The sequence below is a fragment of the Nonomuraea sp. NPDC049646 genome (genome assembly GCF_044465525.1).
In the GTDB taxonomy this organism is placed as follows: domain Bacteria; phylum Actinomycetota; class Actinomycetes; order Streptosporangiales; family Streptosporangiaceae; genus Nonomuraea.
Window position 1 is genome coordinate 377,943 of sequence record NZ_JBITLU010000005.1, and the last position, 26,063, is coordinate 404,005.

30 protein-coding genes and 1 tRNA gene are annotated in these 26,063 nt (G+C 70.1%); 13 read left to right on the top strand and 18 right to left on the bottom strand.

The window, feature by feature from the left end:
- Nucleotides 1-150: 150 nt before the first annotated feature.
- Genes ACIBQ8_RS17350 through ACIBQ8_RS17360 form a run of 3 tightly spaced genes read left to right on the top strand, consistent with a single transcriptional unit; the run spans nt 151 to nt 3,331 of the window.
- Nucleotides 151-1,869, top strand: a complete 1,719-nt coding sequence (locus tag ACIBQ8_RS17350) for a SpoIIE family protein phosphatase (protein ID WP_397192393.1) — start codon at nt 151-153, stop codon at nt 1,867-1,869.
- Entirely contained in the window at nt 1,866-2,966 is a 1,101-nt protein-coding gene (locus ACIBQ8_RS17355) for a B12-binding domain-containing protein (RefSeq protein WP_397192394.1), read from the top strand. Before ACIBQ8_RS17350 ends, ACIBQ8_RS17355 begins: the two co-directional genes overlap by 4 nt.
- Nucleotides 2,963-3,331, top strand: coding sequence for an STAS domain-containing protein (locus ACIBQ8_RS17360; protein WP_397176640.1), 369 nt, complete (start codon nt 2,963-2,965; stop codon nt 3,329-3,331). Before ACIBQ8_RS17355 ends, ACIBQ8_RS17360 begins: the two co-directional genes overlap by 4 nt.
- 43 nt (nt 3,332-3,374) lie before the next feature.
- Here the strand turns inward: ACIBQ8_RS17360 and ACIBQ8_RS17365 are convergent, their stop codons facing one another.
- Nucleotides 3,375-3,884 carry an STAS domain-containing protein gene (locus ACIBQ8_RS17365; RefSeq protein WP_397192395.1) on the bottom strand — a complete coding sequence of 170 codons (510 nt, stop codon included), beginning with the start codon at nt 3,882-3,884 and terminating at the stop codon, nt 3,375-3,377.
- A 152-nt stretch (nt 3,885-4,036) separates the two neighbouring features.
- Here ACIBQ8_RS17365 and ACIBQ8_RS17370 point away from each other — a divergent pair, with 152 nt between their 5' ends.
- On the top strand, nt 4,037-5,035 hold the full coding sequence (locus ACIBQ8_RS17370) for a lytic murein transglycosylase (RefSeq protein WP_397176637.1): 999 nt from the start codon (nt 4,037-4,039) through the stop codon (nt 5,033-5,035).
- Nucleotides 5,036-5,048: 13 nt separating this feature from the next.
- Here the strand turns inward: ACIBQ8_RS17370 and ACIBQ8_RS17375 are convergent, their stop codons facing one another.
- Both ACIBQ8_RS17375 and ACIBQ8_RS17380 read right to left on the bottom strand, forming a co-directional pair.
- Nucleotides 5,049-5,321 (bottom strand): hypothetical protein, encoded by a 273-nt coding sequence (locus ACIBQ8_RS17375; protein ID WP_397192396.1) that lies wholly within the window; start codon nt 5,319-5,321, stop codon nt 5,049-5,051.
- A 42-nt stretch (nt 5,322-5,363) separates the two neighbouring features.
- Nucleotides 5,364-6,218 (bottom strand): FAD-dependent monooxygenase, encoded by an 855-nt coding sequence (locus tag ACIBQ8_RS17380; protein WP_397192397.1) that lies wholly within the window; start codon nt 6,216-6,218, stop codon nt 5,364-5,366.
- Nucleotides 6,219-6,285: 67 nt separating this feature from the next.
- Here ACIBQ8_RS17380 and ACIBQ8_RS17385 point away from each other — a divergent pair, with 67 nt between their 5' ends.
- Nucleotides 6,286-6,855, top strand: coding sequence for a TetR/AcrR family transcriptional regulator (locus tag ACIBQ8_RS17385; protein ID WP_397192398.1), 570 nt, complete (start codon nt 6,286-6,288; stop codon nt 6,853-6,855).
- A gap of 16 nt (nt 6,856-6,871) precedes the next feature.
- Here ACIBQ8_RS17385 and ACIBQ8_RS17390 read toward each other — a convergent pair whose 3' ends face one another.
- Nucleotides 6,872-7,351, bottom strand: a complete 480-nt coding sequence (locus ACIBQ8_RS17390) for a hypothetical protein (RefSeq protein ID WP_397192399.1) — start codon at nt 7,349-7,351, stop codon at nt 6,872-6,874.
- 196 nt (nt 7,352-7,547) lie between these two features.
- On the opposite strand from ACIBQ8_RS17390, the gene ACIBQ8_RS17395 reads away from it, so the two are divergent.
- Nucleotides 7,548-7,697: a hypothetical protein gene (locus ACIBQ8_RS17395; RefSeq protein WP_397192400.1), complete on the top strand. Its 150-nt coding sequence runs from the start codon at nt 7,548-7,550 to the stop codon at nt 7,695-7,697.
- On the opposite strand, the gene ACIBQ8_RS17400 is transcribed toward ACIBQ8_RS17395, so the two are convergent.
- Entirely contained in the window at nt 7,687-8,205 is a 519-nt protein-coding gene (locus ACIBQ8_RS17400; protein WP_397192401.1) for an NUDIX hydrolase, read from the bottom strand. The genes ACIBQ8_RS17395 and ACIBQ8_RS17400 overlap by 11 nt on opposite strands.
- Nucleotides 8,206-8,445: 240 nt before the next feature.
- Between ACIBQ8_RS17400 and ACIBQ8_RS17405 the strand changes: the two genes are divergently transcribed.
- Nucleotides 8,446-9,210: an SDR family oxidoreductase gene (locus tag ACIBQ8_RS17405; protein ID WP_397176629.1), complete on the top strand. Its 765-nt coding sequence runs from the start codon at nt 8,446-8,448 to the stop codon at nt 9,208-9,210.
- Nucleotides 9,211-9,280: 70 nt separating this feature from the next.
- Here the strand turns inward: ACIBQ8_RS17405 and ACIBQ8_RS17410 are convergent, their stop codons facing one another.
- Together ACIBQ8_RS17410 and ACIBQ8_RS17415 are read right to left on the bottom strand one after the other, a co-directional pair.
- A complete protein-coding gene (locus tag ACIBQ8_RS17410; RefSeq protein ID WP_397192402.1) occupies nt 9,281-10,444 on the bottom strand; it encodes an MFS transporter in 1,164 nt (387 codons plus the stop codon).
- A complete protein-coding gene (locus ACIBQ8_RS17415; RefSeq protein WP_397192403.1) occupies nt 10,441-10,905 on the bottom strand; it encodes a GNAT family N-acetyltransferase in 465 nt (154 codons plus the stop codon). The genes ACIBQ8_RS17410 and ACIBQ8_RS17415 overlap by 4 nt, the downstream gene beginning before the upstream one ends.
- Before the next feature lie 26 nt (nt 10,906-10,931).
- On the opposite strand from ACIBQ8_RS17415, the gene ACIBQ8_RS17420 reads away from it, so the two are divergent.
- Both ACIBQ8_RS17420 and ACIBQ8_RS17425 read left to right on the top strand, forming a co-directional pair.
- The gene (locus ACIBQ8_RS17420; protein ID WP_397192404.1) at nt 10,932-11,459 is read left to right on the top strand and encodes a CGNR zinc finger domain-containing protein; all 528 of its coding nucleotides are present in this window, start codon (nt 10,932-10,934) and stop codon (nt 11,457-11,459) included.
- Between the two features lie 571 nt (nt 11,460-12,030).
- Nucleotides 12,031-12,864 carry an SDR family oxidoreductase gene (locus ACIBQ8_RS17425; RefSeq protein WP_397192405.1) on the top strand — a complete coding sequence of 278 codons (834 nt, stop codon included), beginning with the start codon at nt 12,031-12,033 and terminating at the stop codon, nt 12,862-12,864.
- Between the two features lie 359 nt (nt 12,865-13,223).
- Here ACIBQ8_RS17425 and ACIBQ8_RS17430 read toward each other — a convergent pair whose 3' ends face one another.
- The 3 genes from ACIBQ8_RS17430 to ACIBQ8_RS17440 all read right to left on the bottom strand — a co-directional run bounded on the left by ACIBQ8_RS17430 (nt 13,224) and on the right by ACIBQ8_RS17440 (nt 16,472).
- Nucleotides 13,224-13,403 carry a hypothetical protein gene (locus tag ACIBQ8_RS17430; RefSeq protein WP_397176619.1) on the bottom strand — a complete coding sequence of 60 codons (180 nt, stop codon included), beginning with the start codon at nt 13,401-13,403 and terminating at the stop codon, nt 13,224-13,226.
- Nucleotides 13,404-14,216: 813 nt separating this feature from the next.
- The gene (locus ACIBQ8_RS17435; RefSeq protein ID WP_397192406.1) at nt 14,217-15,470 is read right to left on the bottom strand and encodes a WD40 repeat domain-containing protein; all 1,254 of its coding nucleotides are present in this window, start codon (nt 15,468-15,470) and stop codon (nt 14,217-14,219) included.
- A 324-nt stretch (nt 15,471-15,794) separates the two neighbouring features.
- Nucleotides 15,795-16,472 (bottom strand): DUF6461 domain-containing protein, encoded by a 678-nt coding sequence (locus ACIBQ8_RS17440; protein ID WP_397192407.1) that lies wholly within the window; start codon nt 16,470-16,472, stop codon nt 15,795-15,797.
- Between the two features lie 326 nt (nt 16,473-16,798).
- Here ACIBQ8_RS17440 and ACIBQ8_RS17445 point away from each other — a divergent pair, with 326 nt between their 5' ends.
- Nucleotides 16,799-17,290 carry a hypothetical protein gene (locus tag ACIBQ8_RS17445; RefSeq protein WP_397192408.1) on the top strand — a complete coding sequence of 164 codons (492 nt, stop codon included), beginning with the start codon at nt 16,799-16,801 and terminating at the stop codon, nt 17,288-17,290.
- A gap of 279 nt (nt 17,291-17,569) precedes the next feature.
- On the opposite strand, the gene ACIBQ8_RS17450 is transcribed toward ACIBQ8_RS17445, so the two are convergent.
- A complete protein-coding gene (locus tag ACIBQ8_RS17450) occupies nt 17,570-17,884 on the bottom strand; it encodes a helix-turn-helix domain-containing protein (RefSeq protein ID WP_397192409.1) in 315 nt (104 codons plus the stop codon).
- A gap of 72 nt (nt 17,885-17,956) precedes the next feature.
- On the opposite strand from ACIBQ8_RS17450, the gene ACIBQ8_RS17455 reads away from it, so the two are divergent.
- Together ACIBQ8_RS17455 and ACIBQ8_RS17460 are read left to right on the top strand one after the other, a co-directional pair.
- The gene (locus ACIBQ8_RS17455) at nt 17,957-18,892 is read left to right on the top strand and encodes a hypothetical protein (protein WP_397192410.1); all 936 of its coding nucleotides are present in this window, start codon (nt 17,957-17,959) and stop codon (nt 18,890-18,892) included.
- A gap of 140 nt (nt 18,893-19,032) precedes the next feature.
- Nucleotides 19,033-20,214, top strand: coding sequence for a hypothetical protein (locus tag ACIBQ8_RS17460; protein ID WP_397192411.1), 1,182 nt, complete (start codon nt 19,033-19,035; stop codon nt 20,212-20,214).
- 704 nt (nt 20,215-20,918) lie between these two features.
- Here the strand turns inward: ACIBQ8_RS17460 and ACIBQ8_RS17465 are convergent.
- From ACIBQ8_RS17465 to galU, 7 genes are all read right to left on the bottom strand, one after another.
- Nucleotides 20,919-20,995 (bottom strand) — tRNA-Ala (locus ACIBQ8_RS17465).
- Nucleotides 20,996-21,044: 49 nt separating this feature from the next.
- Nucleotides 21,045-21,617 (bottom strand): hypothetical protein, encoded by a 573-nt coding sequence (locus tag ACIBQ8_RS17470; RefSeq protein ID WP_352325747.1) that lies wholly within the window; start codon nt 21,615-21,617, stop codon nt 21,045-21,047.
- Nucleotides 21,618-21,741: 124 nt separating this feature from the next.
- Complete coding sequence (locus ACIBQ8_RS17475; RefSeq protein WP_352366396.1) at nt 21,742-22,395, bottom strand: GNAT family protein; 654 nt, start codon at nt 22,393-22,395, stop codon at nt 21,742-21,744.
- A 58-nt stretch (nt 22,396-22,453) separates the two neighbouring features.
- Entirely contained in the window at nt 22,454-22,933 is a 480-nt protein-coding gene (locus ACIBQ8_RS17480) for a molybdenum cofactor biosynthesis protein B (RefSeq protein ID WP_397180187.1), read from the bottom strand.
- A complete protein-coding gene (gene moaC / locus ACIBQ8_RS17485) occupies nt 22,930-23,406 on the bottom strand; it encodes a cyclic pyranopterin monophosphate synthase MoaC (protein ID WP_397180188.1) in 477 nt (158 codons plus the stop codon). Before moaC ends, ACIBQ8_RS17480 begins: the two co-directional genes overlap by 4 nt.
- Nucleotides 23,403-24,578, bottom strand: a complete 1,176-nt coding sequence (gene glp, locus ACIBQ8_RS17490) for a gephyrin-like molybdotransferase Glp (RefSeq protein ID WP_397180189.1) — start codon at nt 24,576-24,578, stop codon at nt 23,403-23,405. Before glp ends, moaC begins: the two co-directional genes overlap by 4 nt.
- Nucleotides 24,565-25,467: a UTP--glucose-1-phosphate uridylyltransferase GalU gene (galU, locus tag ACIBQ8_RS17495; protein WP_397180190.1), complete on the bottom strand. Its 903-nt coding sequence runs from the start codon at nt 25,465-25,467 to the stop codon at nt 24,565-24,567. Before galU ends, glp begins: the two co-directional genes overlap by 14 nt.
- A gap of 24 nt (nt 25,468-25,491) precedes the next feature.
- On the opposite strand from galU, the gene ACIBQ8_RS17500 reads away from it, so the two are divergent.
- Nucleotides 25,492-26,061 carry a 5-formyltetrahydrofolate cyclo-ligase gene (locus ACIBQ8_RS17500; protein ID WP_352366381.1) on the top strand — a complete coding sequence of 190 codons (570 nt, stop codon included), beginning with the start codon at nt 25,492-25,494 and terminating at the stop codon, nt 26,059-26,061.
- Nucleotides 26,062-26,063: the final 2 nt, after the last annotated feature.

A 26,063-nucleotide genomic window follows, 5' to 3' on the forward strand; every position in this document is an offset into this window, starting at 1 on the left:
TGGAAAGCACTGGAGACGGCCGGTCGGGGGCGCTCGACCGGGCCGTCCGCAGCTGGGGCGGTGGGCGAGCCTCGGCTACAGTGGAGAGGAGAACGTGTATAAGCGACCACGATTCAGGGAGGCAGAGCCCGTTGCGGCGGGCTCGTTGTTTTGAGAGTTCTGAGGAGCAGCCTGGGACAGGACGAGACCGGGGCCGTGTGGCGCGGCGCCCCCTACCCGGTCCTGGTGGTGGACACCGCGGGAGTCATCGCCCAGGCCAACGACGCGGCGCTGCGGCTGCTGCCCGAGGCGGTGCCCGGCGCGACGCTCGCGGACAGCGCTCCCGCCTGGCTCTCCCACGCCCACGCCTCCACAACCCGTCTCCCTGACGTCCCTCCCCTCGACGCCGCTCTTACGGACGCTGCTCTTACGGACGCCGCTCTTACGGACGCCGCTCTTACGGACGCCGATCTTCCTGAGGGGGTGCGCGGTTCCATCGGGGCGGCCACGTTCGAGGCGCGTCCGGTCCGCGACGGCGACGTGATCGCCTGGTGGCTGGCCGACACCACCGACCTCGAACGCGCCACCCAGGCCCTGCACCTCGAACGCGAGCGGACGTCGTTCCTCGACAAGGCCTCCGGCGAGCTGCTGTCCTCGCTCAACCTCGACCGCTGCCTGGAGGTGACCGCCCGGCTGGCCGCCCGCCACCTGGCCGACGCCGCGCTGGTCATCCTGCCGCCCTACCGGCGCCGGCACCCCATCGCGTACTGCGGGCCGGACGGCGTCGTCGTCCGCGAGGAGCTGGCCGTCGATCCCGAGGCCGTGCCGGGGCTCGCCGAGGCGCTGCAGGGCTACCCGCCGCTGCCCTCCCGCTGGATCGACCCCGCCGCCGCCCCCGGCTGGCTGGCCCGCGAGGGGCTCGGCGAGATCGGCTCGATGGTGGTGACCGCGCTGCCCGGTCACGGCGTCCCGGCCGGGGCGCTCGTGCTGCTGCGCGGCAGCGGCCAGGCGTGCTTCTCCGACGGCGAGGAGGTCTTCGCCCGGCTGTTCGCGGCCCGCGCCGGGGCCGCGATGTCGGCCGCCCGCCTGTACGCCGAGCAGGCCGACATCACCGAGACCCTCATGCGCGAGCTGCTGCCGCCCCGCGTGCGGAGCCTGCACGGCGTCGAGGTCGCCGCGCGCTACCGTCCCTCGGAGCACACCGCCCGCGTCGGCGGCGACTTCTACGACCTCCACCCGCCCGCCGAGCCCGGCGACGAGTCGCTGGTGGTGCTCGGCGACGTGGCCGGCAAGGGCCTGGAGGCGGCCGTGCTCACCGGCAAGATCCGGCACACCCTGCAGGCCCTGCTGCCGATGGCCGGCGACCATCAGCGCGTGCTCGAACTGCTCAACGGCGTGCTCCTCAAGGGCGGCGACCGCTCCCGGTTCGTCACGCTCGTCCTGGCCTCGATCCAGCGGGCCGGCAACCGCGTCCTGCTCCGGGTCACCAGCGCCGGGCACGCGCCGCCGCTCGTCGTGCGCGGCGACGGGCGCGTCGACGTGGCCAGCACCAAGGGCACCCTCATCGGCATGCTCGAACGCGTCACGAGCGTCACCGACACCGTGGTCCTCGAACCCGGCGAGACCTGCCTGCTCTACACCGACGGCATCACCGAGGCCATGGGCGGCCCGCTCGGCGACGAGATGTTCGGCGACGAGCGGCTGCAGGAGGAGCTGCGGCAGTGCGGCGGCATGCCGCCCGAGGCGATCACAGAGCGTGTGGAGATGTTGTCGTCCCAGTGGGTAGGAGGTGGCGATCACGATGACATGGCCGTCATCGCCATCACCGCGCCGCGCGGGGCACATCTGAGCGCGGTGGGAGGACACGGACGGGGAAGGTTCACCGCATGACGCACGCAGACGGACTCTCCGCCTGGCGCGAAAAACTCTGGGACGCCGCCGTCGCCGGCGACGAGTACGCCGCCACGGACGCCGCGCTCGCCGCGCTCGACCAGGACATCTCGCTGGAAACCCTGCTGCTGGACGTGGTCGCCCCCGTACAGGCCCGTGTCGGCCGGGAGTGGGAGAGCAACCAGATCACCGTGGCGCAGGAGCACACCGCCACCGCCGTCAACGAGCGGGTGCTGGCCGCGCTCGCCCACCACCCAGCCGCCCGCGCCGCCGCGAACGGCCCGGCACGCGGGCGCATCGCCGTAGCCTGCATCGACGGCGAGTGGCACGCCATGCCCGCCCGCATCCTGTCCGAGGTGCTGCGGCTGCGCGGCTGGCGGGTCGACTACCTCGGCGCGCAGGTGCCGACGCCCCACCTCATCACCCACCTCCACCGCACGGCCTGCGACGTGGTGGCGCTGTCCAGCTCCATCCCCACCCGGCTGCCCGGCGCCCACGCCGCCATCACCGCCTGCCAGGCGACCGGCACGCCGGTGATGGCCGGCGGCGCCGCGTTCGGACCGGACGGCCGCTACGCCCGCCTCCTCGGCGCCGACGCCTGGGCCGCCGACGGCGCCGCCGCCGCCGACCGGCTCGCCGCCGGCCCGCTGCCCCGCCCCGTCGCCACCCGCCAGGCCGTGGACGACCTGCCCCACCTGGACGACCAGGAGTTCACCATGGTCAGCCGGTCGGCCCGGAGCCTGGTCAGGGACGTCATGGGCGGCCTGGAGGAACGCGTCCCGGCGATGGCGCACTACACGCCGCAGCAGCGCAGGCACACCGCCGAGGACATCCTGCACATCGTCGACTTCCTCGCCGCCGCGCTCTACGTGGACGACCCCGGGCTGTTCATCCGGTTCCTCACCTGGACGGCCGGCGTCCTGACCGCTCGCGGCGTCCCGGCGGGCACGTTGCTGCCGGCTCTCGACCTGCTGGACAGGCGGCTGGAGGACTTCCCGCGCGCCTCGGCCCTGATCGCCCAGGGGCGCGACGCCGTGAGCGCCGCGGCCTCCCCGACCCACGAAATCCCGCTCCCCGGCCACGGAAAGATCGCATGACCGCCTTCGCCCCCGACCCGCTGACCCTCGTCCAGGCCACGCCCCGCCCGGGGGTGCTGCGCGTCGCCGTCACCGGTGACCTGGACTACAACACGGCGCGAGAGCTCCTGACCACCGCCGTCGCCGCGCTCGCCGACGGCGGCCTGACCGACCTGCACCTCGACTTCGACGGGCTGCACTTCTGCGACTCCAGCGGCCTGTCGGCGCTGCTGATGATCCACCAGCACGCCGTGACGGCCGGCACCCGGCTGCACCTGGAGCAGCGCCCGCGGGTGCTGGAACGGCTGCTGGACGTCAGCGGCACGTACGAGCACCTCACCGGCGCCCCGGCCGGCGCCACCCAGCACTCCTTCACCCAGGACTGACCCCGCCGCCCGCCCGCCACCATCCGGCCGGCCGGGTTCAGGTTCAGCCGGCCGCGGCCTGGTCGCCGGCCGCGTCACCCCTCGTGCGGCGCAGGATCGCCGCCCCGGCCACCGCGGCGGCCACCGTGTCGCCCATGGCGATGTGGTCGGCCAGCCCCGTACGCCGCATCATGTTGGCGCAGATCGGCGGCGGACCGGCCACCGCCAGATCGCCGCCGGCGTCACGCGCCTGCTTCCACAGCGCGATGACGACGGACAGCCCGGTGGAGTCGAAGAACTCGATGCCCCTGAGGTCGAGCACGACCATCGGCGCCGCGCTCCCGCCGTCGCTGCTGTTGTCGCTGTTCCCGGCGTTCCCGGCGTTCCCGGCGTTCCCGTCGTTGTGGCCGGCGGCCACGACGCCGAGCGCCCATTGCCGGAACTCGGGTTTCTGCATGAAGTCGAGCTCCCCGCTCAACCCCATGACCAGGCACCCGTCCGCCTGTCTCGTCTCCGCCCGCAACCGGGGCCCTCGCCAGCTCGTCTCGTCTTCTCCGCCGTCGATGCCACTCACCTCCCGGTGGGTCCTCTTCTACCCGGCCGATCCCCGGCCACGCCGCCGCCTTGTGAGAAGCGTACGCATCCCAAGTGCCGAGTGCCGCCCGGCGGAGCGATACGGGGTGAGATATCCGGTATGAAGCCGTGATGCAGGTAGGTTGGCCGACCATGGACGATCTCCGACGCCCGTTCCGCGCCCGCCCGCAGAAGCCCCGCACCGGCCGGGGCCGTACGCTCGCCTGTCTCCTGCTGGTGAGCGCGGCAGTCGCCGGGACGGGCGGATGCGGCGCAACGGCCACGACCGCCGCCCCCTCTTCGCCCTCCCCCGCCTCCGCCCCCTCCCCGGCCTCCGGGAAGGCGACGGGCGCCGCCCCGTCGGCGACGGCGAGCGCCGGCGCCTCCTCCGGCCAGGCGCTCCCCGCCCCCGGCGCGCCGCTCCCCACCGACCCCGCCCGCCTGGCGACGGCCCTGCGCGACACGACCACCGCGCTGAACGCGGCCATCGACCGCTGGCGCCCCCCGACGGGCACCCCGCCGCGGGACGTCGAGCTCCTGGCCCTCTACCAGCAGCGCCTCTACCGCCACGCCGCCCGCCACCGCGCCCTGGCCGACCGCGCCTTCGCCCGCCTGCCCGCCGCCCTCGCCGCCCAGGCCAAGGACAACGTCAGCGCCCTGCGCGGACTGCTCGCCCTGACCCGGCCCATCAAGCCGTCGGCCGTGTTCAAGGTCCAGCCGGCCCGCCCGGCCGCCGAACTGCTCGGCCACTTCAAGCGGGCCGAGCGCCGCTTCGGGGTTGAATGGGAGGTGCTGGCGTCGGTGATGTTCGTCGAGACCAAGTTCGGACGGGTACGCGCCGACAGCCACGCCGGAGCCCAGGGGCCCATGCAGTTCATGCCGGCGACCTGGCGCGCGTACGGGATGGGCGGCGACGTCCAGAACCCCCGGGACGCCGTCATGGCCGCGGCCAACTACCTCCACGCCAGCGGCGCGCCGCGCGACTACCGGCGGGCCCTGCACGCCTACAACCCGTCCCAGGCGTACGTGGACGCCGTGCTCCTGCACGCCCGCCAGATGCGCCGCGACCCGCGCGCCTACCACGCGTACTACAACTGGCAGGTCTTCGTGCTCACCACAGCAGGCGAACGCCGCCTGACCGGCCCCAAGTAACCCGCCGGTCGCGCTATCGGACCGGGCCGTAGTCCGGCAGGGGGTGGGTGGTCCTGGTCCGGACGTGGCGTTCCACCGCGCTCATGGCCCTCATCAGCGGGAGGCGGACCAGGGCGTCCCGGACGCATCGGCCGCCCTCGGTTCTCGGCACCATGAGACGGACGTTCGGGCCGATCTGCTGCTTCCTGGTCACCAGCGGACGATGGGCGGCCTCGTACCGCGCGAAGGCGACCCGGTGCTCGCCACCGGCGGCGGCGAGCTCTCCCGCCAGCCGGTACGCCCCCACCAGGGCCAGCTCCGCGCCCGCGCCCGAAGCCGGCGAGGCGCACTAGGCGGCGTCGCCGACGAGCGCGACGCGGCCCTCGGACCACGCGTCCATGTGCACCTGGCCCAGCGCGTCGAAGTAGAAGTCGGGGTCGGCCAGGGCCGAGTCGAGCAGCTCCCGGGTACGCCAGGCCGTCTCGTCCCCGAACGTCCGGCTCACCAGCCGCTTGTGCTCGGCGACGTCCCGGCGGTCGTAGTCCAGCGGCGCGGAGCGGAAGATGAAGTACGCCTTGGCCTGCGGGTGCTTGCCCGACCGGTAGACGCCGGCCATGCGGCCGGGCGTGTTGAACATCGTGACCCAGCGGTCCTCCCCGAGCGCGGCGTCGGCGTCGGCGAAGGCGAAGTAGTGGTCCTTGTGCCGGACGAACTCCTCCTCCGGCCCGAAGGCCAGCCGCCGCACGCGGGAGTGCATGCCGTCGGCGCCGACGACCAGGTCGAAGGTGCGGGCGGGCGCGTGCTCGAAGGCGACCCGCACACCTTGCCCGTCCTGGTCCAGGCCGCTGATCGCGTCGCCGAACATGATCTCCACGTCGGTCGCCCCATGCAGCAGCGCCACCAGGTCGCCGCGCATGATCTCCACCGAGCCGGGGTCGCGGGTGTCGACGCGGGCGACGGGCCGGCCGCCGGCGTCCACGAACTTCATGCCGCGCACGTCGGCGGCCAGCGCGCGCACCCGCGGCATGATGCCCATCCGCGCGGCCACCTCGACGGCGTGGTCACGCAGATCCACACCGTTGCCGCCGGCGCGCAGGCGCGGGGCGCGCTCGACGATCGTGGGCCGGAAGCCCAGCCTGGCCAGCCAGTGGGCCAGGGCCAGCCCGGCGATGCCGGCCCCGGAGATCAGGATGCGCTCGTTCACCAGGGCTCCTCGGGGTACAGTAACTGAAATAAGCGTTCCAGTTAACTATGTGGAATGAGCATTTCAGTTGTCAACACCCGCTGAGCCCAAGCGCCGCGCCGACGCCGTGCGCAACCGCCGACTCGCCCTCGACGCCGCCATGACGCTGCTGGCCGAACCCGGCGCGACGCTCACCGTCGAGGCCATCGCCAAGCAGGCGGGGCTGGGGGCCGCGACCGTCGTACGCGCCTTCGGCGGCAAGGACGCCCTGCTGGACGCCGCCGTCTCCCGTCTGCTCGAACCGGTCGTCCAGCGCGCTGGCGACCTGCTCGCCGAGACCACGGCCCACCAGGCCCTGCGGACCTTCCTCCGCGAGCTGATCGCGTTCCAGACCGCCCACCACGCCGTCAACGACCAGCTCAACGGCCTGGACCTGCCGGCCACCACCGCCCTGCGCGCCGGGCTGGCCGCCGCCGTCGAGGAGATGATCGAGGGGGCGCGCCGCGAGGGAGCGATCCGCACCGACCTCGACCCCGCCGTCGTCACGACGCTCCTCGGCCGGACCGCCCTGGCCGTCGCCCGCGCCCAGCCTCCCTCACAGGCCCTCGCCGACGCCTACCTCACCGTCTTGCTGGACGGCCTGCGCCCCGGCCGATGACCCCTCGGCCCGGCGATCACTTATTGACGCAGTACTCGATCTTCGCGGCGGCCATCGTGATTTTGACGACCCGCTTGCCCAGCCATTTGTTCTGGAAGTCGCAGAAGTAATCCCAGGTGCCGTCGCTGTAGTCGATGTAACCGGACCAGCCGCCGGGCTCCAGCTTGTAGCCCTTGGAATTGAGCGAGTAGTCACCGCTGCAGTTCTTGCTCCAGCTGCCGATGCTGCCGTCCGACTTCCAGTACTTGTAGACCAGGTAGCTCGACTGGCACCACGCCGACGCCGACGCGGCGGCCGAGCCGGGGGGGCCACGATCGTCAGAGCCGCTCCGGCGGCGGCCGCCGTGGCAAGCAGTTTCCTCGTCCGATTTCCCGTTCCGAACATTTCTCGTCCTCTCCGGCCGTGCGGAACCACGGCGACACCGCTGTTCGGCGATTTCACCGGACCCGGTGCGCCCCGATGACGGGAAGCCTGCCCCAGCCGCAACACGCCCCACAATGCCTTTTAGCCCAGGCTAAAAAGGGTCGCGCCCGGCCCGGGAGGTCGAAATGCCGAACCGCAGAACATTCCTGAATGCAATCACCGCGTCATTCTTGACATTCGCCGTTAAACCAGCCGCGCTCGCCGCTGCGGACCACAATCGCGACCGGCTCACCGCACGGTTCCCGGGCCGTCGGCACCGGTCTCTGGGCGTGCGATCCGCTCCCCGGTGGGCCGCTGGCGGTCTGATCGGCCTGCGTCCGGCGCAGCCGGCGGGAGGCGTCGGGCCGGCGCGGGTGCTGCTGTCGCCCCCGGACGCCGTCTGCGCGCCGCCGAGGACGCTCGCCGAGGTCAGGGGCTGAAGGCGTCGGCGGCTTCGTCCAGGGCGCGGAAGGAGATCCGGGTCGCGGCCGGGTCGGGATCGCGGACGTACTTCTTCGCCTCGGACACCGGAACCACCCGCCGGTGCCGGATCTCGAACCGCGGCGCCCAATCGTCAAGCCGGACCTCCGCACGCCAGTAGGAGCGGACGAGGACCAGGCCGAGCTCGCGCCCGCGCACGCACTCGCTGCGGGAACACCCGAGCAGGCGACTGCCGGTGACCGTGACGCACGCTTCCTCGAGCATCTCCCGGCGCAGGGTCTCCTCTATCGTCTCCGTGCCCTCAGGCCGTCCGGCCGGGAAACCCCAGTGCTCGCCGTCATGACTGATGAGGACCAGCCCGCCGGCAGCCGTCACGCAGACGCCGGCGGCGCCGTTGGACCGGCCTTCCTGCGGGTCGTCGACCGGGTGCCAGGACACCAGCCAGTCCTGGCCGTTCGAACGCATGGGCATGCGCTCCCCGTCACGAGCAGCGACCAAAGCTGCCATACGACCCTCCTCGGACGCGCGATCACCGACAGACATCGAAGACGGCATTCGGACCACCTGGAACCGCCCTCCGACTGTCTGTCCCGGACCGGCAGCCTCCCAGCCGGACGGCCCCCACTCCGCCTCGCACGGACGTGACGCACACCACAGGGGAACAGCGTCACAGGATCCCCTGGATCGGAGTCTCCATGGACAAAGCGGCGACACCTCAACCGCCCGACTCGGAAGGAAACCCCGCCCATGAACGAGCACACGTCACAGCCGAAGGTGGCCCTGATCACCGGCGCGAACAAGGGGATCGGCCGCGCGGTCGCCGAACTGCTGGCCGCACGGCAGGTGACCGTCCTGGTCGGCGCCCGTGACGCGCGCCGCGGCGAGGAGGCCGCGGCGGCGATCCGCGCCACGGGCGGCGACGCACACGCGCTCGAACTGGACGTCACCGCCCCCTCCACCGCCCGGGCGGCCGCTTCCTGGATCGACGAGCGCTTCGGCCGCCTGGACGTGCTGGTCAACAACGCCGGTATCACCGGATCGGGCCAGGCCGCGCCCCAGGACGCCCTGGACCGGGTCCCCAGTGCCGTGGACGTGGAGCTGGTCCGCGAGGTGTTCGAGACCAACGTCCTCGGAGTGATCAACGTGACCAACGCGGTGCTCCCGCTGCTGCGGCGATCCCCCGCCGCCCGGATCGTCAACCTCTCCAGCCACGCCGCCTCGCTGACGCTGACCGCCGAGGTCGACGGGCCCCTGTCGGGGCTGACGTCAGCGGCCTACTCGCCGTCCAAGGCCGCGCTGAACGCGCTGACCCTGCAGTACGCAAACGAGCTACGCAAAGAGAACATCCTGGTCAACGCCGCCGCCCCTGGTTACGTCGACACCGACATCAACGGCCACAGCGGCTTCCTCACCCCGGCGCAGGGCGCGGCCGTGGTGGTGCGCCTGGCCACCCTCGGCGAGGACGGCCCCACCGGCGGTTTCTTCAGCGAGGACGGCCCCCTGCCCTGGTGACGATCCGGCAAGAGGACGCGGCCGATGCATCGTCATCAGAGGAGGCTGCGGCGGCGGCCGTCCGAACCGGTCACGGCCGGGCGGTCGCCGCCATGGTGGCCGCGGTCAGCGCGGCGAGCAGGGCCCAGGCGGGCGCGAAGCCGCCGGTCAGGTCCGTGAGCAGGCCGAGCACAGGTGGCGTCAGGACGATCGCCACCTGGTTGACGGCCATGGCCAGTCCGAGGACGGATCCGGTGTGGTCCGGCGGCGCCGATTCGGCGGCGTAGGCGATCCAGGGGCCGTACCAGCCGATTCCGAAGAAGCCGAGCCAGCTGAACAGCAGGCACGCCGCGACGGGAGATCGGCCGACGGGGGTGGCCAGCAGCGTCATCCCGATGATCACGGCGGCCAGGCACGTCATGACGCAGGCGTAGCGGCCGGAGCTGTGCCGGTCGCTCCACGCCGCCAGGCAGACCCGGCCCAGCGCGCCCGCGCACTGGACCGCGACGTAGACCAGGGCCGCCGAGGCGGCGTCCATGGACGCCACCTCATGCAGATACAGCACAGTGAGGACGCCCACGCCGCTGTGCACCGCCACCATGCTCGTGCCGGACAGGATGACCTTCTTCAGGTACGGTCCGCGCAACAGCTCCGGCCGCACACGGGACGCGCCCGGCGCCGGCCGCCGGTCCGGCGGATGACGACAGAGGGCCATGAAGACGACGGCGCCCGACAATGCGACGAGCGCGCCGGCCACGAACGTCGACCGCCGGCCGAAGCTCGTCGCCAGCGCGGGAAGCACGAACGCGGCGAGGACGCCGCCCAGCGGAAGCCCCGCCTGACGAATCCCCATGGCCAGCCCGCGCTTCGAGGCATCGAACCAGGACGCCACCAACTTGCTCCCACCCGGCTGAACGGCGCTGTACCCCGCACCCACGACCAGCAGGACGACGACCAAGGAGACGTACCCCGTCGTCGCGCTCCCGGCGGCCAGCGCGGCGGCGACCACGAGAGCGCCGATCCCGACGACCCAGCGTTCGCCGTGGCGGTCCAGCAGCCGTCCCGCCACGAGCAGCCCGGCCAGCGGAAGCAACTGGGCCGCCGACTGCAGCAGGCCGAGCTGGGTCGTGTTCAGCCTCAGGTCCCGTTGCAGGTGGACGCTCATCGCGCCGATGCCCTGCACGAAGAACGCGGACGCGGCCTGCGTGAAGGTCGCGACCCCCAGAATGATCCAGCGGTATCGCGATGTCCTCACGGCTTCCAGCACAGCAGGGGATCGGGGTGGTCGGCGAAGCCGAGTCGCCGGTAGAGCGGTTCCGCCTCGCGGGAGGCGGTGAGATCGACCCGTACGGCGTCCCGGTCGCGGAACCAGTCGAGCAGGCCGAGCATGATCGCCCGGCCGTGCCCACGCCGCCGGTACGACGGGTCGGTGACCATGCCGATGACGTGGCCGATCCTGCCGTTGCGGGAGTGGGGGCCGGGGAACCACTGTTCGATCGTGCCGATGCCGCAGGCGGCCAGGCCGGTGTCGCCGTCCACGACCAGGATCTGACAGTCGGGTTCGGCCAGCTTCCGCTTGAAGACCCGGGCGAGCGCGTCGCGCCAGTCGTCATCGGCGTCCGCGGGGTTGAAGAAGTCGCCGCCGAGGTCGTCGAAGAGCAGCGCCCGGAGGCGGACGAGTTCCGGAACATCCTGTTCCGTTGCTGTTCGCGTCATGACGTACAGGCTGATGTAATGCCCTTGTGCACCTCAACCCTTACGGCGCGGACGTGGTGAACTTCGCCGCGGAACTGGCGAACCACCCACCGGTGTCCGCCGACGAACTCGCCCATCGCTGCCGTACGGCCGGCCTGGTGCTGGAACGCCCGGTCGAACCGTCGGATCTCGACCAGACCCTCGCCGTCATCGCCGCCTGGACCAACGTCGTCGACGCCACGGGCGAGCGCGAGAAGGCCGAGCTGGTCAACGAGATGCTGGCCCAGTCGGCCGCCTACCCCCGGATGACCGACCACGCCCACGGCTGGCACCTGCACTATCGCGACGACCTGCAGCCGCTCGGCGCGGTGCTGTTCGCGCTGATCTCCGTCGGCACGGCGATGCACCTGGTCAGCCGGGGTATGGACCGGCTCGGACGGTGCGCCGCCGCCGGCTGCGACACGATCTTCGCGGACACCTCACGCACCGCACGCCAGCGCTACTGCTCCCCCTCGTGCGCCAACAGAGACGCAGTACGCCGCCACCGCGCCCGCCACTCCACCCCCCTCACCTGACATTCACGTCGTCACCTGTACACCGCCCCTGCTGGCCGCCTTCGCACTCACCCCCAGGCCGGTGAGCCACTTCGAAGGCAGGCCGAGCACCCTCCCCCGCACGCCTCAACCGCCTGAACCGCCACCGCCCTCCTCACCGAGGACCCGCCACGTCCTCGAACATGCACACAGGAGGGAAGCCCCTTCGCAGCGATCCCGCCCTGGCGACCGGGCCAACGGGTGCCGAATCCGGGCGAGGGGTGACGGCGCAAGGCGGCTAGGGCGCGGATCCGGACATGTCCCGACGTTGAGCGGGATCAGCGGCTCCGGCGGCGCACTGACGTCGTAACGAGGTCGTGTGCACTCAACGCCCAGCCAGTGCACTGGCGTCGTAACGAGGTCGCGTGCGCCCAGCGTCCAGCCAGCACACGCCTCGACCTCCGCCCTGATGAACCCCTCCCCCTCACCGCCGACCTCCACCCCGCAGGCGGACGTCGCAAAAGTCAGTCATCCGACTAACTACAGGAGCGCAAGTCGTGCTACCGTCTACTTAGTCAGTCAGCCAACTAACTCTCAACATCGAGGTACTGCCATGATCGTCGTCACAGGAGCCACCGGAAATGTCGGCCGCACGCTGGTCCGCATCCTCGCGGAGCAGGGCCACGAAGTGACCGCCGTCTCCCGCCGCATCACCAATGCCGACGTACCACCCGGCGTCCGCACGATCGCCGCCGACCTCTCCCAATCGCCCGCCGACCTGCCTTCCGCGCCGGACGCGGTCTTCCTCCTCATCGGCGGTGACCTGATGATGGCCGGCGACCCCGCCCGGGTCGTCGCCCAGTTCGCGGACTCCGGCAGGATCGTCCTGCTCTCTTCCCAGGGAGTGGCCACCCGCCCGGACTCCTTGTCACACGGAAAGGCCTTCGCCGCCTTCGAACAGGCCGTCATGGACTCCGGTACCGACTGGACCATCCTGCGCCCCGGCGGCTTCGCCTCCAACGCCTACGCCTGGGTCTCGTCCGTCCAGGCGACCCGCACGATCGCCGCCCCCTTCGCCGAGGTCGGCCTCCCGGTCATCGACCCCGACGACATCGCCGCCGTGGCCGCCACCACCCTGACCCAGCCCGGCCACACGAAGGCGATCTACGAACTGACCGGCCCCACGCCGACCACCCCACGCGAGCGCGCGGCCGCCATCGGGGACGCCATCGGCGAGCCCATCACCTTCATCGACCAGACCCGAGAAGAGGCCCGGACCCAGATGCTCACCTTCATGCCCGCCCCGGTGGCCGACACCACCCTCGACATCCTCGGCACCCCAACCCTGCGCGAACAGACCGTCAGCCCCGACGTCCAGAACATCCTCGGCCGCACCCCCGCAACCTTCGCCACCTGGGCCAAGCGCAACGCCACAGCCTTCCACTGACGGCATGAAGGATGTCGCATGAGGCCGTTCCGGAGTAGAAGCAAGAGCCGCTCGATGGAAAAGGGAAGCCGCCTTGACGTGGCGGGTGACGGGCAGCAACGGCCGGCCCCCTGAGGCGGTTGCGGGCTCTACAGAGATCCCGGCATCACCTTTCAGGAGGCCCCCTCCAGACGGCGGCAACAGCTTCCGGTCTGACAGTCGGCCAAGGCCGATCTGGCCAACGGTGGGCATCTCAACGCAGTTGAGGCGTGGGAAGATCGTCCCCTCTTCCGGAATCGCCGCGCAGCGGCACAGACGCACACGGGCACTGAAGCCACGACTACTCTCATGAGAGTCGTGCACGCGTCGGCAGTTCTTCGTTATCGCAGATTCCTGGTCCGCGCGATGATGACAAAAATCGCGACCAGGGCGACGGCGATCCCGGCGAACAGACGGCTCAGCCCCGTCTGTCTTCGAGTCGTCACGATCGAGGCCGTCACGGCGCATACCGCGGCCAAGGCGGAGACGACCCCGATCACCCACAGCGCGTCCAATTCCACGACCTGCAATCTCTCGCTGCAACTGGTTCGTGTTCCAGGATGAGCCGGTTGCGGCGGACTCATGATCACTTATGTCCGCAGCGATCCGATCAATCGGGCTCGCGGGCGCGGCATTCGCGAGTGTCGGGATGTTTCAAGGAAATTCCTACCCGCCGCCTCCGCCGAGACGTGTCAATACAGAAACAGCTCCAGCAGCATATCGGGCGCCACTATGTCATTCAAGGTGTGCTCGCGATACCAACCCCGGCGATACCAAGACCGCAGAAGCCTGGTTGCATCGTCAGAACCGGAATCAGCTATTGACTGACGCACTGATGAGCACTGTGATCCAGGCATCGACGGAAATCGATCTGGAGCACGCTGCCGTAGCACGTACAGAGCCCAAAGACTCCGCAGGGAGCTGATCGAGCAGGCTCGCGCCGACGCCCTGGAACCGGTCGGCTGCCTGCGCAGATGGCCCATTCAGCCCTCGCCCCACTACGAGTAGGGGGCACAGACACCCCTTCGACGATTGAGCGTTCGTCCTCCTCGTCAGCTTCATGGTTTAGATCACGAACCCACAGAGATCCCATCGACCACACCGAGAAGCCCGCGTGGAAAGTGAATCCGATGTCAGAAGAAGTGCTCGTGCAGCCCTTCCCCGCCAGATCAGAAACCACCTCATCCATGAACCGGTAGGTCAACTGCACGCCCTCGAAGAACCCGATCCCCGCCCTTTACCAAGGCCACGCCTGCGCCGGGAAGTATTTCCATACGTCAAAGTCTGTCGCGGACTACCTGGCCAACCTGAGGCGTGTCCTCGGCGACACTGGCTCATTGTGTGTGGCCGCTCAAGTCCCGCATTCGCACTTCGCCGTCACCGTCTCCGGTGACGGCGACCACTCTTCCAGCCACATGTCCGATCGCCACGTTCCCGACCCAGTTGGCGTATCTCATCCGTCTGCCCAGTGGTTCATGCGTACCGAGATCCCAAACCTGCACGGCACCGCCGTCATCGCCGTCACCACCACCGGCGAGGATGACTGACCGGCCGTCAACCTCTTCAATCACTACGGTCCTGACCCCATAGGTGAGACCTGTCGGTATCGGTGCACCGATGAGTCGGCGGGTGGCCAGGTCCCACACCGATATGTTCTCGTCGTCGGTGGAGACGACGACCTGTCTGCCGTCCACCTGCCCGAGCGCGACGTTCCCGACACCGGTCGCGCTGACTATCGGATCGCCCATCTGCTTGCGGGTGACCAGATCCCATATGCGTGTCGTACCGTCAACGCTGCCAGTGACGGCAACCGCTCGACCGTTCACCTCTCCAAGGGCCACGCTCAAGACGAGGCCGGTGTGTCCGACCAGCGGTTCGCCGACGGGCTCATGCGTGGCCAGATCCCAGACCCGCACAGGTAGCTTCCGGGTGGCGGCGTCGCCCCAATCTCCCGCAACGACGACGACGGCCCGACCGTTGACCTCCCCGACCGCCACCGCATCGACGCGGTCAGACTTACTGAGCCTCATCGGTTCGCCCACGAGTTCGCGTGTGGTCAGATCCAACACCCGTACGGCATCGTCGTAGCCGCCTATGACAGCTACCGGCCGACCGTCCACCTCCCCGAGCGCCAGCGTCAGGACACCGACCGGGTGAGCGACGATCGGTTCGCCGACGGGATCGCCCGTGGTCAGGTCCCACACCCGTAAGGCGGTGTCGTCGTAGCCGCTACCAGCGCTCACGGCGACCGGCCGGCCCTCCAGTTCCCCTACCGCCATCGCCACGACGGGGTCGTCGTGATGCCCCAGCAGAACCGAGGAAGGCCACACAGCGATGGTCAACGCCGCCACAAGCGCCAGCGCGACGATCCACGGGAGGTCTCGACGAAGGAGTGATGGCCGCGTCGATGCGGCTGACATACCCACGCCTTCACCGGCGGGGACCGTGTAGCCATCAGCCCAGAAGCCCATGGAACCGGGCGAAGTAGATGGGACAAATAGGTCGTCCACCGGGGGATCACTCACGCCCCGCCTGGCCGCACCATGTCCGGACCCGTCGTCCATGTCCAGCCGCACCAGATCAGACACCGCTCACCGTCCTTATGGCCGGCTCTTACCTCGGGGGGCCGGAGGAGTCATGCGATCACAGATGGCCGACAGTAATGGGAGTGGCCCGAGTGCGCTAGATCATGCGAGCGACTCGAACGCTCCGAGGGCTGAGCTCGAAGAAAGAAACCGTAGTCACCCGGCAACGCAGAAGGCCGCTCCCGATTACTCGGAAGCGGCCTTTGACCTGGTGGGGTGTTCACGAATAGGACTGGCCTGGGGCGCAAGAGGGGTTGAGAAGATCGCTTCCCGAGAAGAGGATGATCGCTTCCCGCATACGCAGCTCTGGCGCTGGCCGTTCAGGGGTCAGCGGGTCGCATCGGGCATGCGGACCGTCACGTAGGGATGCGGCTGTTCCAGCCACTCTCCGGTCAGCCGCGCCCCGGTGGTGCGGTCGATGACTGCGAGGCAGGCGGCCCTCCAGTCGTAGTCGGCGCGGTCGTCGAGGTCGTCCTCATCCTCGTCCTCGTCGGAGTCCTCGGACGCGGGCGCGGCGAAGAAGTCCGTCATCGCCTGCAGTTCGGGCCATTGAGCCAGACCGGCATGGTGTTCCTGCCGCCCGGGGAAGAGCGCGTCGATCGCCAGGACGTGCTCGCCTCCGGCCGCGAAACTCAGCAGATTGCTGGCGTTGACGTTCCACCAGGCGCTGTAGACACGCGCCTTCTGGCTGAGCCGCCGCAGCACGGCGGGGCTTGTCCCAAGATGGCCCCACTCGAACAAAGCGGTGGCCGAGCCGAACTCGCCGACGAACACGAGGTAGGCGTCGCGTTCGGGCGGCCCGACGGCGTCGAGCGACGCCGGCTCATGCAGACGGTAAGGCGTGTTCCCGGCGAGCCGGGCGGCGACCTGGTCCAAAGTGAGCTCTCTCCCGTCATCGGGGATCACCGCCGTCCAGCACATGCCGTTGCTGAGCCAGCGCGTGCGGTTCATCAGGCCTCGGTAGTACTCGCGCAGGTCGTCGGTCGGCGGCTGTCCGGTGTCCAAGCAGGGGCTCCTTTATTCGACGGGAACGGACGGTGACGATCATCCCAGAGGTGTGGCGAAACCGGCCAGACACTCTGTGCCCGGGGCTTTCCGCTGACTCTCTGCGCAGGCTGAGGAGTAAGCGATGCCACGCCGCGCGAGTCGGGCCATCTGGCGGGTCTGTAGTTGCGAAGGGAGAGCTGCACTCGGTGAGGGGCCTGTTGCAGATGTGTCTCTTCACGCGAGCTGCAAAGCCATCTGCAGTTACGATTTGCAGGCGCTGCGTGACTCTGTGCAGTCGCACATTCTCTGCGGGTTGCGCACGGCGCCAGTAAGTGGAGCTCGGCATGACGTTGGGCGAAGCATCGCTGCTGGAGCAACTGGCTGCGGGCGAGGAGTCCGTCCGCAGGCAAATTGAGTCGTTGCGTGAGCAGGTGGCGGCCCTGGAAGAGCAGCTGAGCGACCTGGCCACCGCTCGAAGGATAGTCGCGCCGATGCTGGCCAGGCACCCCCAGCCCGCGCAAGCGCTTTCTGGCGGCACGCCTGACGCCCCGACACACACCTCGCCGGAGAAAGTCGCGCTGGCGCCAAAACAAGTCACCGGGCTCGACCAGCGGGTCGTCGTGATCATGGCGAGTTCCGGACGGACGATGCGCGCCAAAGAAGTGGCTCAGGCGCTGGGCGAGCCTGACGTGCGAGGCCGGGTGGAGACCACCCGGGCACGGCTCAAGCGGCTGACGGCGCTCGGCTGGCTGACTCAGCACGAGCCGGGCCTGTTCTCGATCGCCGCGGGCATCAATGGTCACGCGCTGGGGGGAGTCGCCAACGACGAGGCATAGGGCGACAGACACATTGCAGGCCAGGCGTTCAACGACGGTCGTGGGACGCCGGGCCGGACGAGCAGGGTGCCGCCGAGATTAGGCCCTCGGCGGCACCCGAGGTTGCGTGAGCACCCTCCAGGTTCTAACTGACAGTGTCTCGCGCACTCCCGAGAGTAACTCGAATGGGGGCCTTTAGGGAGGCGTCGAGCCTAGATTTCGCCTGCCCTGCGATCAGCAGGGCAGGCGAGGGAAGGATCGATGATGCCCTCACCAGGGCGAGAAGGAGTCCGGCGAGGGTCAGCTTCCGCCCGCATCGGCGGGCGAAGCAGGCCACAGCCGGACGGTCAGGCCGGCCTCCAGTTGGGCGATGGTGGCCACATCCGGCCAGCAACGCCCAACGACCACATCGTTGACGGTCTGCCGGTTCACCCCACTGACCTCGGCCAGCCGGCGGAAACTCAGCCCCTGCTCGGCCATCACTGCTTGCAGAGCCGCGGCGATGGCCTGGACGACGGCAGCGGCCGGATGGCCGGACAGGTCCGCGTGGGGCCAGTTCTCCGGGTCGTCGGCCAACTCCCGGGGAGAGATCGAACGCCCGCGTCCTCCGACCATGACAAACGACTCCTTTCGGTAGATGTCGTCGCCCTCCGTAACGGCAGATTGTTCTGCCGCTATGGATGGGGTGTGACCCTCGACGCGGAAATCTCGGCAACGATCACCGGCTACCGGCCGCAGCAGGTCCCGCCGGAATGGGAACAGATCGCCGGGCACGTGCGGATGCTGGTCGCCGGCAGCGCCGACCGCTCCCCCTACCGGGTGCAACGGCTGCTCACCGCGACCACCCGCCTGGCCGTGTGGTGTCACCGCTCCGGCCTGCCGGATAACCCGGAAGTGTGGCTGCGGCACGAGACGATCGACGCGTTCGTCCTGACCGGCTGCACCGACCTGGCCCCGAGCTCGGCGCAGACCTACCGCAGTTGGCTGCGGCACATGCGCGCCACGCTGGCCTGGCTGGAGCGCGGCGAACAGGTGCCACCGCCGATGAAAGCCCCCAAGAAGGTCAGCCCGCCGTACTCGCCGGCCCAGCTCGGCCGCCTTCGCGGCTGGGCCGAACGCCTGCCCGGCCAGGCCAGAGGCGACGCGCTGGCGTTGATGGCGCTCGCCTTCGGTTGCGGCCTGACCTCTGAGGAAGTGGCCGCCGTCCGGACCGGGCATCTGCGCCGCCTGGACTGCGGCGCGGTCGTGGTCACCGTCGCCGGCACCGAGCGGCTGATCGTCTGCCGCGCTGCCTGGGAGGACGTCCTGGCCTATGCTGCCGGCCAGCCGGGCGACCGGTTCGTGTTCCGGCCCGGGCGCACCGCCCGGCACGCCAAGAACCTGTTCAGCTCCTGGACAGCCCGCCACACCCCGACCGGGGGCCTGCCCGCCCTGTCGGTGCGCCGACTGCGCTCCTCGTGGATCGTCGAGCTGCTGAGCGCGCGGATCGATCTGGGGGTAGTGGCAGCCGCGGCCGGGATGAGCGCCGCCGCGCTGGCCCGCTACCAACATTTCGTCCCCGTCCTGGACGAGTCCACCGCTGTCGCGCTGCTGCGCGGCAGGCCCGACGAACGGGCCCATTGAGTACGGCGAAACCACGCGCCTGGCCGCCGCGCACCACCCGAGCCCGAGCCACCCGGCCCCGGCCACCTGCCAAGCAGACGGCACAGATCCCCGATGCCGTCGTCGGTCACTATGCCCGGCTGCTGAACGACTCCGGCATCATGCCGTTGATCGACGCCGAACTCGGCCCGCGGCCCGGCCCGCCCGGTCTGCCCATCGCCGCGGTGCTGACCTGCCTGCTGCTGTCCATCAACCACACCGGCAAGGCCACGCTCGTCGAGGCCTGGCGGATCGCCGCGTTCTGCCTGAGCGCCGCCGCACGCCACCGGCTCGGCCTGCCCGACATCAACCGCGAAGACATCCACCAGGTGCTCGCCTCTTCTCGCCGCTTCTATCGGGCCTTCGACCGGCTGACCACCGTGCTGGATCCAGCCCGCCACGATCGGCGCGCCCGCCTGCCCCAGCATCAGGCCGACGCGCTGGCCACCGCGTGGGAGCATGACAACCCAGCACACGCGCGCAAGCGGGAACTGCTGCAGGCCATTGTCACCGCGCTGGTGCTCACCCCAGTGCGCTGGGCCAAAGGCCGGGGCTACCTCCGTCACTTCCGCGGCGACGTCGGCATCGACACCACCGCCGCCCCTGTCCTCGCCCGCCCACCCCGGGCCCGCCGCTCCACCGGGGAATTGATCGCCTCCACCGAGATCACCGCGGGCTGGCACCACTCGGCCGGCAACGGCCCACCCGAGTACGGCTACAGCGCCACCCTCACCGTCGCCGCCCGCACCCGCCCGGCACTCGGCTCCTTCCCTCAACTGGCGCTCGGCCTGGTCCTCGACACCCCGCACAAACGCATCGGCGCCAACGCCATCGCCACTCTCAAACCCCTGGCCACGCTCGGCTTTCCCGCCGGCTTCGCCGTCGCCGACCGCGCCTACACCGACCAGCAACCTGGCCACTTCGCCCGGCCAGCACGCGAACTCGGCTACCGGCTCGCACTTGATTACAAAGTGGAGCAGCGGGGAGTGCAGGGCAGCGTCCACGACAGCCCGCTCATCGACGGTTCCCCGGCCTGCCCGCTGATTCCCGACAGGCTTGCCCAGGCGACCACCGGCCTGGACGACGCCGCCATCCGCACACCATCGCAAGAGCTCACCGCGTTGATCGCCGCGCGAGAGCCGTACTTGCTGCGCCTCAAACAGAGCGCGAACGCAGACGGCGCCGTCCGCTACCAATGCCCGGCAGCAGGCACCTCCCCCTCGGTCACCTGCCCCCGCTTCGACCGCCTCCACCAGCGCGGATCCAGCCGGCCCACCGCTGTCGACCTCACCGATGCCCGGTAGCGAGCCGCCCACCCCGCGGCCAAACCCCGCGTCCTGCCGCCACAACCTGATCTGAAGGCCGGCCAACTGCCGAAGATCTGCGGCCAGCACACGATCACCGTCCGCAAGGACGATCTCGGCCACCTCGACAAGTTCCGCCAGGACCTGGCCTACCTGAGTTCCGCCTGGATCGGGACCTACAAGTCTGTCCGCGCCAACACCGAAGGCATCAACGGCAGACTCAAGGGACACGACCTCGACCTCGGCGATCCCAAGAACCGGCTCGCCCACGGCCGCGTCGCCCAAACCATCCTGATCGCGCTGCTCGTCACGGTCGCCAACGACCACTTCCTCGACCAATGGCGCCACATCCACGAGCCCCAAGACGAGCCCGTCATACTCGCCGACACGCCGCAGGCTCCACCTCAGCCCTTCGACGGCATACCACCCGCAGGGCAGAGCAGGCCGCCACCCGCCCCATAAGCCGCAGAAACCGCCACCTTGTCGCAGCGCCCCGCTCACCGTCGGCTTCGCCATGCCCAACGGCCGGATCTCGCTCCTCCACCAGCGGCCTGACACCACCCGGGCCTTCCGAAGCTGATTCCGCAGTCCCCGAACCAGGACGAATCCGATTCGGAAACACCTGAAATGACGAGATCCCGCCTGATCTGAACGATCAGACGGGATCCCGTCAACTTCAGTCCAGCCGTTTCAAGAACGGCTCCTGGTGGAGATGAGGGGATTCGAACCCCTGACCCCTTCGATGCGAACGAAGTGCGCTACCGGACTGCGCTACATCCCCAAGGACTCGACCAGATTAGCAAACTCCCGAGGGTCCTCGCGCCATCGTCTCAGTCCCCCACCGCCCGTTTGGGTGGTTCGGCGTACTGGTCGAACAGGACGTCGGCGTGCAGCGCGGTCAGGTCGATCACCTCGGCCTCGACCTCGGCCGCCGCCCGCCGCCGCTCGCGGGCCCGTCGCAGCCGCTCAGAGCGCGCCTGGAGCGCCCGCTCGCGGCGTTCGCGATCCACCTGTACGGCGATCCGCAGAAAGGCCATGTACGACAGCATGACGACCACGGACGGCGCCACACCCCACCACGGGATCATCTCGACCCCGGCCGTGACCACCGAGGCGAGCACGAGCAGCGCGGTGAAGAACAACAACCTCCGGCGGCGCGCTACGATGATCGCCCTACGCCGAAGCCGGAACTGCCGGACATCGACCTTCTCGACCTCCGGCGCGTCCTCGTCGCCGAGGGTGGCGTCGAGGTTGTCCAGGTCGGGCAGCGCGTGCTCGCCGGTGTAGTGCTCTTCGAGTTCGGCCAGCTCCTGGAGGTTCGTCTTGTCCCGGCGCAACCACATCGGGATCAGGACGCACAGCCACATCACCACAATGGCGACATAGAGGAAGGCGCTGCTCACGACCACCTCCGGGCAGCACGAAAGCGCGTCTGTGCTCGTCGCGCCTTCATTGTGCTCACGTCACGCACCGTAAGACCGTGTGTCACTGATTGACGAGCATTCGGTGCGGTGTGTCGCGAGATCGTCAAACCTCTTCGATCGGAGAACCGCCGTGAGCGGCCGCCTCACGGGCGCGCCGCCACTGTACGAGCAGGCCGCCGGGGACGTCCTCGACGGTCAGCGCGTAGCAGATGTGGTCGCGCCAGGCCCCGTCGATGTGGAGTTGGCGACGCCGAATGCCTTCTTCCCTGAACCCGAGCTTCTCCACCACCCTACGGCTGGCCTGGTTCTCAGGACGGATGTTCGCCTCTAGCCGATGCAATCCGGTGGTGAAAAAGCAATGATCGACGGCCAGGGCCAGGGCGGTGGGGATGATGGCCCGCCCGGCCAGCGCGCCGTCCACCCAGTAACCGACCTGGGCAGAACGGGCAGATCCCCACACGATGGCCCCCACGGTGAGCTGCCCCGCGAAACGGCCGCCGTAGGTGACCACCCAGGGCAGCGCCAGCCCCTGCCTGGCCTCGCGGCGCAGGGTGCCGACCATGGAGATGTACGGGCCGAGCCCCGTTCTGAACAGCGGGGTCTCGGGGTTGCTCGGTTCCCAGGGACGCAGCCAGTCGGCGTTGCGCAACCTGGTCTCGCGCCAGACGCGTACGTCGCTCAGCCGCAGCGGCCGCAGTCCTACCGGGCCCTCGTTCAGAATCGCCGGCCAGCCACGAAGTCGATCCACGCCTCTCATCATCCCCCCATCGGGCTCGATGTCGCCACGGATCATCGATCGGCAGACCGAAACCTGGTCAGCGGGGGTGGTCGCCGCCCTTCATCTGCTCGACGGCGTGCCGCAGGACGGGTGCGAGCACCGCCACCCCATCCCGGACGCCACCGGACGAGCCAGGCAGATTCACGATCAACGTGTCACCCGCCTGACCGGCCAGCCCGCGGGACAGGACCGACGTGGGCACCTTGTCGCGATTCGCCAGGCGAATGGCCTCCGCTATACCAGGAATTTCCCTGGTGATCACGCGGGCGGTCATCTCCGGCGTCAGGTCGAGGGGCGTGAGCCCGGTGCCGCCGGTGGTGACGATCACGTCGTACCCCTGCGCGACGCCGTCCCGCAGGGCCGTCTCGACCGCGTCGCCGTCGGGGACGACCACGGGCCCGGAGACCTCGCAACCGGCGTCGGAGGCCAGCAACTCGGCCAGCAACGGCCCTGACTTGTCGGCATAAATCCCCGCGGACGCGCGGTTCGACACGGTCACCACGAGCGCCCTGATCACGTGGCTTCCCTGGTCCACAGGCCGGTCTTGCCGCCCACCTTCTCCTCCACCCGGACGTCGGTGATCACGGCGGCCGGGTCGACCGCCTTGACCATGTCGATCAGCGCCAGCGCGGCCACGGTGACGGCGGTCAGCGCCTCCATCTCCACCCCCGTGCGGTCGGCCGTCTTCACCCGGGCGGTGATCGCCACCCCCCAGTCCTCGACGTCGAGCACGACCTTGACGCCGTGCAACGCGATCGGATGGCAGAGCGGGACGAGGTCGGGCGTGCGTTTCGCCCCCATGATCCCGGCGATCCGGGCCACCCCCAGCGCGTCGCCCTTGGGCACCTCGCCCGACCGCAGCAGCGCCACCACCTCGGACGACAGCAGCACCCGCCCGGTCGCCGTCGCGGTACGGGCGGAGACGTCCTTGGCCGAGACGTCGATCATGCGCGCCGCGCCCGTCTCGTCGAGGTGCGTGAACTCGCTCACAGCCGGATCACCTCCACCTCGGACCCGCCGGGCACCTCGGTCACGTCCTCCGGCACCACGATCAGCGCGTTCGCCGAGGCCAGGGCCGCGAGCTGGTGGGAGCCCTGCCCGTGGACCGGCGCGACCGTGCCGTCGGAGGACAGCACGCCGCGCAGGTACGAGCGCCGGCCCGACGGCGAGCGCAGCGCCGCGGTGACGTAGGCGGTCACCGGAGCGGTCTCGGTGGGCAGACCGCGCATCTTGTCCAGCGCGGGACGGACGAACAGCATGAACGACACGAAGGACGACACCGGGTTGCCCGGCAGGGCGAAGATCGGCACCCGGTCGTCGCCCAGGACGCCGAACCCCTGCGGCATGCCGGGCTGCATCGCGACCTTCTCGAACCGGACCGTGCCGAGCGGCGACAGCGCCTCCTTGACGGGCTCGTAGGCCCCCATGGAGACGCCGCCGCTGGTGATGATCGCGTCGGCGCGTACCAGATGGGTGTCGAGCTGGTCGAGCAGGACGGCGGGGTCGTCGCCGACGGACCCCGCCCGGAACCCCTCGGCGCCCGCCTGCCGCACCGCGGCCGTCAGGGCGAAGCTGTTGGAGTCCCAGATCTGCCCGCGGCCCAGCGGCGCCCCCGGCTCGACCAGCTCGGCGCCGGTCGAGATGACGACGACGCGCGGCTGCGGACGCACCCACACGCGCCGCCGGCCCACACCGGCGATGATCCCGAGCTGGGCCGGCCCGATCACCGTGCCGGCCTTGAGCACCACCTCGCCCGCCTGGACGTCCTCGCCCGCCCGGCGAATCGCGTTGCCAACCGGGACATCACGATTGATCCGGACGGAGACCGTGCCGCCGTCCGTCCACTCCACCGGCACGACGGAGTCCGCCCCGGCCGGCATCGGCGCCCCGGTCATGATGCGGACGGCGTGCCCGGGGCCCACCGCCCGCAGCTCGTCGGAGCCGGCGGCGACGTCGTCGATCACCGGCAGCGTGCCGGGGACGTCCTCGGCCCTGACCGCGTAGCCGTCCATCGCGGAGTTGTCGAACGGCGGCAGCGGCACCGGCGAGGAGACGTCCTCGGCCAGGGTCGTGCCGAGCGCCCGCTCCAGCTCCAGCTCCAGGGGCGCCAGCGGACGCACAGTGGCCAGGATCTCGGCCAGATGCGCGTCAACCGATCTCATCGAGGAACTCCCGCAGCCACGGCACGAACTCCGGCGCCAGATCCTCGCGATCGGCGGCGAACTTCACCACCGTCCGCAGATAGTCGAGCTTGTCGCCGGTGTCGTACCGCCGCCCGCGGAACAGCACGCCGTGCACCGGCCCGCCCTGCTCGGAGCCGCGGCCGGCCAGCGTGCGCAGCGCGTCGGTGAGCTGGATCTCGTTGCCGCGCCCCGGCGGGGTGTTCTCCAGGACCTCGAAAACGGCGGGATCGAGCACGTATCGCCCGATGACCGCCCACGTGGAGGGCGCCTCGTCCACCGGCGGCTTCTCCACCAGGTCGGTCACGCGCACGACGTCGTCCTCGACGGTGCCGGCGATGGTGGCCACGCCGTAGAGCGAGACCTGCTCCCGCGGCACCTCCATCAGCGCCACCACGCTTCCGCCGAACGTGTCACGCACCTCGATCATGCGCTTGAGCAGCTGGTCGCGGTAGTCGATCAGGTCGTCACCGAGCAGGCAGGCGAACGGGTGGTCGCCGACGTGCTGCTTGGCGCACAGCACCGCGTGCCCGAGCCCCTTCGGCTCGCCCTGCCGCACGTAGTGCAGCGTGGCGAGCGAGGCGGGCTCGCGGACCTGGGACAACCGTTGCTCGTCGCCCTTGGCCTCCAGGGCCTCTTCCAGCTCGAACGCGCGGTCGAAGTGGTCTTCGATGGACCGCTTGTTCTTGCCGGTGACCATGAGGACGTCGAGGAGCCCGGCGGAGGCCGCCTCCTCGACGACATACTGGATCGCGGGCTTGTCGACGATGGGCAACATCTCTTTGGGTGTCGCCTTGGTCGCCGGGAGGAACCGGGTGCCCAGACCCGCGGCGGGCACGACGGCTTTCGTCACAGGGTCGAAGTCAGCCATGAGTAGACCCTAGTGGAGGTACCTGTGGACAAGCTGAACCTGCGTCGCCGACTGCTCGCGGCGCGTACCGCTCTGTCCCCCGAACAACTGCGGGCAAACGCCACCAAGGTCCGCGAGACGCTGCTCGAGCAGCCGTGGGTCCAGATGGCCGGTCTGGTGGCCTGCTACTGGTCGGCGGGGTCGGAGCCGGAGACGCACGGTCTCGTGTTCGCTCTGTGGAAACACGGCGCGACGGTGATCCTTCCGGTGCTGAAAGAGGACAATGACCTGGATTGGGCGGTCTACGACGGCCCGGACACGCTCGCCCCTGGCCGCTTCGGCATCATGGAACCGGTCGACACGCGCCGGGGCGTCGACGCCGTCCGCACGGCCGCGCTGGTGATCGTGCCCGCCCTCGCGGTCGACCGCCGCACGGGGGTGCGGCTCGGACGCGGCGGCGGTTCGTACGACCGCGCGCTGGCCAGGGTGGGGCCCAACGTCCCCACGGTGGCCCTGCTGCACGACGGCGAGCTGATCGACGACGTGCCCGCCGAGCCGCACGACCACCGGGTCCGTTTTGCGATGACGCCGCGCGGACTCACTAGGCTTATGTGACC